Below are 7313 nucleotides of genomic sequence, written 5' to 3' on the forward strand. Positions count from 1 at the left end.
GGCGTGGGGATGCGCGGGGGACGGTTACGTACGGGTGCACGGGCAGTGGCCAGGGCGGCCGGTGCCGCCGGGGCGTTGCTGCTGACGGTGGCGGTCGCGGGCTGCGGGCTGACGGACCCGGGGGAGGGCGACGACGGCCCGATCACGGTCGGCACCACCGACACCGTCACCTCGCTCGACCCGGCGGGTGCCTACGACGTCGGGTCCTGGGCGCTGATCGGCAACCTCTACCAGTCCCTGCTGACCTACACCCCCGGCTCCACCACCCCGGTGCCGGACGCGGCGAGCCGCTGCGGCTTCCAGGGCGGCGACCTGCGCACCTATGGATGCAGCCTGCGCGAGGGCCTGCGCTTCGGCAACGGCGACGAGGTGACGACGAAGGACGTGAAGTTCTCCTTCGACCGCATCCGGCGGATCAACGACCCGCAGGGCCCGGCCGCGCTGTTCGAGACGCTGGACACCGTGGACACGACCGAACAGACCGTCACCTTCCGGCTGAAGGCGCCGGACGCCACCTTCCCGTTCAAGCTGGCCACCGGCGCCGGGGCGATCGTGGACGCCACCCGCTACCCCGCCGACGCCCTCCGCACCGGCACCGAGGCCGACGGCTCCGGCCCGTACGAACTCGACTCCTACGCACCGGGTTCGACCGCCCGCCTGAAGCCCGCCGGGCACTACAAGGGCGCCGTCAAACCCAAGGGCAGCGCCGTCACCGTGCGCTATTACGCGGGCCCCGCGCAGCTCAGCGAGGCGTGGCGGAAACGGGCCGTCGAGGTCGCCGGACGGCAACTGCCCCCGGCGGACATCGCCCGGCAGTCCCCGGCCGACTCCAGCGTGAAGCTGATGGAGTCCTCGGGCTCCGTGGCCCGTTCGCTCGTCTTCAACCTGCGGGACGGCTCGCCCGTGCAGGACGTCGCGATACGGCAGGCGGTCGCGGCCGTCGTCGACCGCGAGGCGCTCGCGCGCGACGTGCACCTGCGTACGGTCGAACCCCTCTACGCACTCGTCCCGCAGGGCCTCACCGGCCACTCCACCTCCTTCTTCGACGCCTACCCCACCCCCGACCCGCAGCGCGCCCGTACCCTGCTGCACCAGGCGGGCATCTCCGCGCCCGTCAGCCTCGGCATCGCCTATTCGCAGGGGGCCGCCACCGACGCGGAAGCGGACCTGCTGAAGCGGCAGTTGGAGGACACGGGCCTGTTCCGGGTGCACACCCGCCACGTGGAGTGGAAGGAATTCCTCCAGGGCTACGCCCGGGGCGCCTACGACACGTACCTCGTCAGCTGGCTCGCGGACTTCCCCGACCCGGACACCTTCACCACGTCCGTCGTCGGCAAGGACTCGCCCCTCCACTCCGGCTACACCAACGACCGCGTGGAACGCCTCATCCGCGCCACCCAGCGCGAGGAACAACGCATCCGCACCGCCGACGACTTCCGCGCCATCCAGAAGATCATCGCCGAGGACGTCCCCCTCGTGCCCCTGTGGCAGAAGAAGGAGTACGTCCTCGGCGACGCCGACATCTCCGGCACCGAATACCTCTCCGACGGCACGGGCACATGGCGCCTGTGGCAGCTCGCCCGCATGTGAGCCGGGACTCGACGGGGAGTGACGGTGCGTCAGAGTCCGTGCCGCCGCAGGAACGACAGGATCAGGCCCTGCCACTCCTTCGGGCGCTCCGCCATGACGACGTGGCCCGTGCTCAGTTCGGCGTACTCCGCGCCCGGGACGGCGTCCGCCAGGACGCGGGAGTTGCCGGGCGGCACCAGGGCGTCCAGGGTCGGGGCGATGACCAGGGTGGGTACGGAGATGCCCGCCAGGTCCGCCGTGACGTCGGTGTTCTGGACCACGGCCGCCTGCTCTGCGGCTCCCGCCGGGATGCCCTTGATCATGATGGTGTAGAACGCGCGGAGCTGGTCCTCCGGCAGCGCGTTGAGGTAGTCGGGGCTGAAGCCGACCGTCGCGTTGAACCGGGCGAACGCCTCCAGGTCGCCGTCCTCCAGCAGCTTCCGCCACACGTCGAGCGCGGCCCGCGTCTTGTTGTCGGCCCTGGGCAGGCCCGCCGTCAGCACCAGCCCCCGCACCCGCTCGGGGTACCGGGCCGCGATCCGTACGGACACCATGGTGCCCATCGAATAGCCGATCACGGTGAACGTCTCCAGGCCCGCCGCGTCCGCCCGCGCCACCAGCGCCTCGGCCAGCAGATCGGCGGTGAGCGGCTCCGCGCGCGGAGTGGCCCCCGAGCCGGGGTAGTCGGGCGCGACCACCGTGTGGTCCACGGCCAGCGAGGGGATCAGCGTCGTGTAGTTGCCCGCGATGCTGCCGCCCGCGCCGTGGGCCAGCAGCACCCCGGGGCCGGAGCCGCGCACAGTGGTCGAAAGGGGCATCGGGAGCCGTGTCGTCATACGGCCGAGCCTGCCATGTGACGCCGTGTGAGGGTCAAGCGAGTGCGAGGCCGGGGAACGCGGAAGGGTCCGCTCCCCTTCAAGGGAGCGGACCCTTCGCGAACGACCCGCGGATCAGTAGCGGCGCGTGATCAGCGCACGCTTCACTTCCTGGATCGCCTTGGTGACCTCGATGCCGCGCGGGCACGCGTCGGTGCAGTTGAACGTCGTGCGGCAGCGCCACACGCCGTCCTTGTCGTTCAGGATCTCCAGCCGCTGCTCACCGGCCTCGTCGCGCGAGTCGAAGATGAAGCGGTGGGCGTTGACGATGGCCGCCGGGCCGAAGTACTGGCCGTCGTTCCAGAAGACCGGGCAGGACGACGTGCACGCCGCGCACAGGATGCACTTGGTCGTGTCGTCGAACCGCTCGCGGTCCTCGGCGGACTGCCGCCGCTCACGGGTCGGCTCGTTCCCCTTGGTGATGAGGAACGGCATGACGTCGCGGTACGCCTGGAAGAACGGCTCCATGTCGACCACGAGGTCCTTCAGGACCGTGAGGCCCTTGATGGGCTCGACCGTGATCGGCTTGGCGGGGTTGATGTCCTTGATCAGCGTCTTGCACGCCAGGCGGTTCTTGCCGTTGATCCGCATGGCGTCGGAGCCGCAGATGCCGTGCGCGCAGGAGCGCCGGAAGGTCAGCGAGCCGTCCTGGTCCCACTTGATCTTGTGGAGACCGTCGAGCACGCGCTCCTTCGGGTCGATGTCGACCTCGAAGTCCTGCCAGGTCGCCTCGGCCGCCACCTCCGGGTTGAACCGGCGGACGCGGAAGGTCACCTTGATGTTGTGCGAGGTCTGTGCCTCGGCCTCGAGCTTGTCGAGCGTCGCGGTGCTCATCAGTACTTACGCTCCATCGGCTGGTAGCGGGTCTGCACGACCGGCTTGTAGTCGAGGCGGACACTGTCCTTGCCGGAGGCGTCCGTCTCGCGGTACGCCATGGTGTGCCGCATGAAGTTGACGTCGTCGCGGTTCGGGTAGTCCTCGCGGTAGTGACCACCGCGGGACTCCTTGCGCGCCAGCGCGGACACGGCCATCACCTCGGCCAGGTCGAGCAGGTTGCCCAGCTCGATGGCCTCCAGCAGGTCGGTGTTGAAGCGCTTGCCCTTGTCCTGGACGGACACGTTCTTGTAGCGCTCGCGCAGCTCGGCGACCTTCTCGACGGCCGTCTTGATGGTCTGCTCGGTGCGGAAGACCATGACGTTGGCGTCCATGGTCTCCTGGAGCTCCTTGCGCAGCTCGGCCACCCGCTCGTTGCCGGTGGAGTTGCGCAGGTTCTCGACCGTCTCGGCGACGAGCCGGGCCGGGTCCTCCGGCAGCTCGACGAAGTCGGCCTTGTGCGCGTACTCCGCGGCGGCGATACCGGCCCGCTTGCCGAAGACGTTGATGTCGAGCAGCGAGTTGGTGCCCAGGCGGTTGGCGCCGTGGACCGACACGCAGGCGACCTCGCCGGCGGCGTACAGGCCGGGGACGACGGTGTCGTTGTCGGCCAGCACCTCACCCTGGACGTTGGTCGGGATGCCGCCCATGGCGTAGTGCGCGGTGGGCTGGATCGGGATCGGGTCCGTGTAGGGCTCGATGCCGAGGTAGGTGCGCGCGAACTCGGTGATGTCCGGGAGCTTGGCGTCCAGCTGCTCCGGCGGCAGGTGGGTGAGGTCGAGGTAGACGTGGTCGCCCTCGGGACCGCAGCCGCGGCCCTCGCGGATCTCCGTGTAGATGGAGCGCGAGACGACGTCACGCGACGCGAGGTCCTTCATGACCGGCGCGTACTTCTCCATGAAGCGCTCGCCGTCCTTGTTGCGGAGGATGCCGCCCTCACCGCGGGCGCCCTCCGTCAGCAGGATGCCCATGCGCCAGATGCCCGTCGGGTGGAACTGGAAGAACTCCATGTCCTCCAGCGGCAGGCCACGGCGGTAGCAGGCGGCCTGGCCGTCACCGGTCAGGGTGTGCGCGTTGGAGGTCACCTTGAAGAACTTGCCGGTGCCGCCGGAGGCGTAGACGACCGACTTCGCCTGGAAGATGTGGATCTCGCCGGTGGCCAGCTCGTAGGCCACCACACCGGCCGACTTCTTGACGCCGTCGACCTCGGTGATCAGCTGGTCCAGGACGTAGAACTCGTTGAAGAACTCCACGCCCTCCTTGACGCAGTTCTGGTACAGCGTCTGGAGGATCATGTGGCCGGTGCGGTCGGCCGCGTAGCAGGCACGGCGGACCGGGGCCTCGCCGTGGTTGCGGGAGTGACCGCCGAAGCGGCGCTGGTCGATGGTGCCGTCCGGGGTGCGGTTGAACGGCAGGCCCATCTTCTCCAGGTCGAGGACCGCGTCGATGGCCTCCTTCGCCAGGATCTCGGCGGCGTCCTGGTCGACCAGGTAGTCACCGCCCTTGATCGTGTCGAAGGTGTGCCACTCCCAGTTGTCCTCCTCCACGTTGGCCAGCGCGGCGGCCATGCCGCCCTGCGCGGCGCCCGTGTGGGAGCGGGTGGGGTAGAGCTTCGTGAGCACCGCGGTGCGGCTGCGCTTGGTCGCCTCGATGGCGGCACGCATGCCCGCGCCGCCGGCGCCGACGATGACGGTGTCGTACTTGTGGATCTTCATGGTCGCGTCAGCCCCGGGCTCTAGCGGATGTTCGGGTCGAAGGTGAAGATCACCAGCGTGCCCAGCAGGACGGTGAACGCCGTGGCCGCGTACAGCAGGTTCTTCAGCCAGAAGCGGGTCGTCGGCCGCTCCGCGTAGTCGTTGATGACCGTGCGCAGGCCGTTGGCGCCGTGCAGCATCGCCAGCCACAGCATGATCAGGTCCCAGGCCTGCCAGAACGGCGAGGCCCAGCGGCCCGCCACGAAGGCGAAGCCGACCTTGGTGACGCCGCCGTCGAGCACCAGCTGGATCAGCAGGTGCCCCAGGACCAGCACGACCAGGAGGATGCCGGACAGGCGCATGAAGAGCCAGCCGTACATCTCGAAGTTGGTGCGGGTCGCCTTGGGCGTCTTCTTGGTGCGCTTGCGGGGCGGCTCGATGACGGGAGCCGGGTTGTCCACGTCGTAGAGCGACGCGGTCTCGTGCGCGGCGGGGGTGGTGTCAGCGGACATCTCGCGTCAGCTCCCGAACAGCGTGCGCAGCGTGTGCTGGAGCACGGGGTAGAAAGCGCCTGCCATCAGGACGATCCAAACGATCATGACGCCCCAGAGCATCTTCTTCTGGTGGCGCGCGCCCTTGGACCAGAAGTCCACGGCGACGACCCGCAGGCCGTTGAGCGCGTGGAAGAGGATGGCGGCGACGAGGCCGTACTCCATCACGTTGACGACGGGTGTCTTGTACGTCGCGACGACATCGTCGTAGGCCTCGGGCGAGACGCGTACGAGTGCGGTGTCCAGGACGTGCACGAACAGGAAGAAGAAAATGAGGACGCCGGTGACTCGGTGAGCCACCCATGACCACATGCCTTCCCGGCCGCGGTACAGCGTTCCAGCCGGCACGGAAAACCCTCCGGGAGCGGGATCAGAGCCTGCCGGCTTCACTGTCAGCGGGCCCGGCCGGGTACGGTCCACCGGCCCTCGCCATCGTAGCGACGACTTGTCGGTTCTTCTTCCCGGGGTCGGCGGCCTTCGTCACACTTGCCCCTCCGGGCCGGTTTACGGGCCTGAGCTGCGCTTTCGCAAGGCTCTCCGGGTGGCGGAAAGATCACGGAACACCCGATTCCGGACCGTCCGGGCGTTATGCCCCGACCGGGGGTCCGTGCGCCGTTCAGGTGTCGCGGGGATGCCGCGGGACGCCGCGGGGGTGTCGCGGGAATCACGCGCCGTACGGCTGCCGGGTGTCGTGGACGCGGACGCACGGGGTGTCGGGGGCCAGCCGGGCCAGCCGTCCGCGGGCGAGCCGGGCGAGCTCGGCGGCGGTGACGGCGGCCTCCTCCTCGACGGTGCCCGACAGCCGGGCGCGCAGCGCCGCGAGGACGCGGCCGAGGGCCTCGGCGGGGCGGCGGCCGTCCAGGCAGACGACGAAGACGTGGCCGAATCTGTGCTCGTACGCCACCTGGGCGCGGCGTATGGCGGTGAGCGCCGCGGAACCGTCGGCTGTGTTCGCGCCCGCGCCCGCGCGGCGGAGCAGGGCCGGGTGCGGGCCGCGCTCGTCGGCCAGGGCCTCGGCGATATCGGCGGGGGTCAGGGCGCGGGCGGCCCGGTCTGCGGCCCGGAGCAGGGCGGCCAGGTCGGCGTACGGGCGGTGGTCCGCGAGCTGCCTGGCCCAGTGGCGGCTGCCGCAGCAGGCGAGCAGGGCGGCCTCGGCGGCGCCGGGCGCCGCCGAGTTCAGGCGGTCGAGACCGTGGCGGGCGGGTCCGTGCAGCGGGGTCTCCTCGGGAGCGCGGAACGGAGGGACAGGGCTCTTTCGCCCGGCGCCGGGGAAGAAGGGAAACGCAGGGCCGTACGGGTGAAGGAGACCTGCGGTGGCATTGAACGGCGACGAGCGGCGGAGAGCAGGAGCGATGCGCGGTTCGTGATGCGGTTGTGATGCGGGGACGCACGAGACGGGCACGGTCCGGCGTGCACACTGGGCCGCCACCGTAGCGATGGGTATCGGCCACTGTCCGACGGATGCGCGAATTTCCCCCGGACGGGGCGCGTATCGAGCGCGTGGTGGACGCGTCTGACGTGTCTGCGGGCGGGCGCGCCGTACGGTCGCCTCATATTTGCCGCAAATATGAGGTATAGGGAGGCTTTGTCCCATGGGATTGCCCTTCGGAATGACCCGGGCGGGCCTGGTGCGGGGCTCCGCCGTAGGGGTCGCGCTCGCCGCCACGCTCACGCTCATGGGCTGCCCGCGCGACGGCGGCACCCGCCCGTCCCACAGCGACTCCCGCTCCCCGCGGGCCACCGCCTCCGCG

Annotated in this window: 7 protein-coding genes; 1 reads left to right on the forward strand and 6 read right to left on the reverse strand. The window is 70.2% G+C overall.

Annotated elements, in window-relative coordinates; all coding sequences use genetic code 11:
* The first annotated feature begins 9 nt into the window (after nucleotides 1-9).
* The gene (locus K6I34_RS27510) at nucleotides 10-1590 is read left to right on the forward strand and encodes an ABC transporter substrate-binding protein (protein WP_229329805.1); all 1581 of its coding nucleotides are present in this window, start codon (nucleotides 10-12) and stop codon (nucleotides 1588-1590) included.
* A gap of 29 nt (nucleotides 1591-1619) precedes the next feature.
* On the opposite strand, the gene K6I34_RS27515 is transcribed toward K6I34_RS27510, so the two are convergent.
* The 6 genes from K6I34_RS27515 to K6I34_RS27540 form a co-directional block, all read right to left on the reverse strand.
* Nucleotides 1620-2405, reverse strand: coding sequence for an alpha/beta fold hydrolase (locus K6I34_RS27515; protein WP_229329793.1), 786 nt, complete (start codon nucleotides 2403-2405; stop codon nucleotides 1620-1622).
* Nucleotides 2406-2519: 114 nt separating this feature from the next.
* Nucleotides 2520-3278 (reverse strand): succinate dehydrogenase iron-sulfur subunit, encoded by a 759-nt coding sequence (locus K6I34_RS27520; RefSeq protein WP_229329795.1) that lies wholly within the window; start codon nucleotides 3276-3278, stop codon nucleotides 2520-2522.
* Entirely contained in the window at nucleotides 3278-5032 is a 1755-nt protein-coding gene (gene sdhA / locus K6I34_RS27525; RefSeq protein ID WP_229329797.1) for a succinate dehydrogenase flavoprotein subunit, read from the reverse strand. The genes K6I34_RS27520 and sdhA overlap by 1 nt, the downstream gene beginning before the upstream one ends.
* Before the next feature lie 20 nt (nucleotides 5033-5052).
* Complete coding sequence (locus K6I34_RS27530; RefSeq protein WP_229329799.1) at nucleotides 5053-5523, reverse strand: succinate dehydrogenase hydrophobic membrane anchor subunit; 471 nt, start codon at nucleotides 5521-5523, stop codon at nucleotides 5053-5055.
* A gap of 6 nt (nucleotides 5524-5529) precedes the next feature.
* Nucleotides 5530-5910, reverse strand: a complete 381-nt coding sequence (sdhC, locus tag K6I34_RS27535; protein ID WP_229329801.1) for a succinate dehydrogenase, cytochrome b556 subunit — start codon at nucleotides 5908-5910, stop codon at nucleotides 5530-5532.
* A gap of 316 nt (nucleotides 5911-6226) precedes the next feature.
* Nucleotides 6227-6964, reverse strand: a complete 738-nt coding sequence (locus tag K6I34_RS27540; RefSeq protein WP_229329803.1) for a 2-oxo-4-hydroxy-4-carboxy-5-ureidoimidazoline decarboxylase — start codon at nucleotides 6962-6964, stop codon at nucleotides 6227-6229.
* Nucleotides 6965-7313 lie beyond the last annotated feature (349 nt).

Source organism: Streptomyces sp. UNOC14_S4 (assembly GCF_020740835.1).
GTDB lineage: Bacteria > Actinomycetota > Actinomycetes > Streptomycetales > Streptomycetaceae > Streptomyces.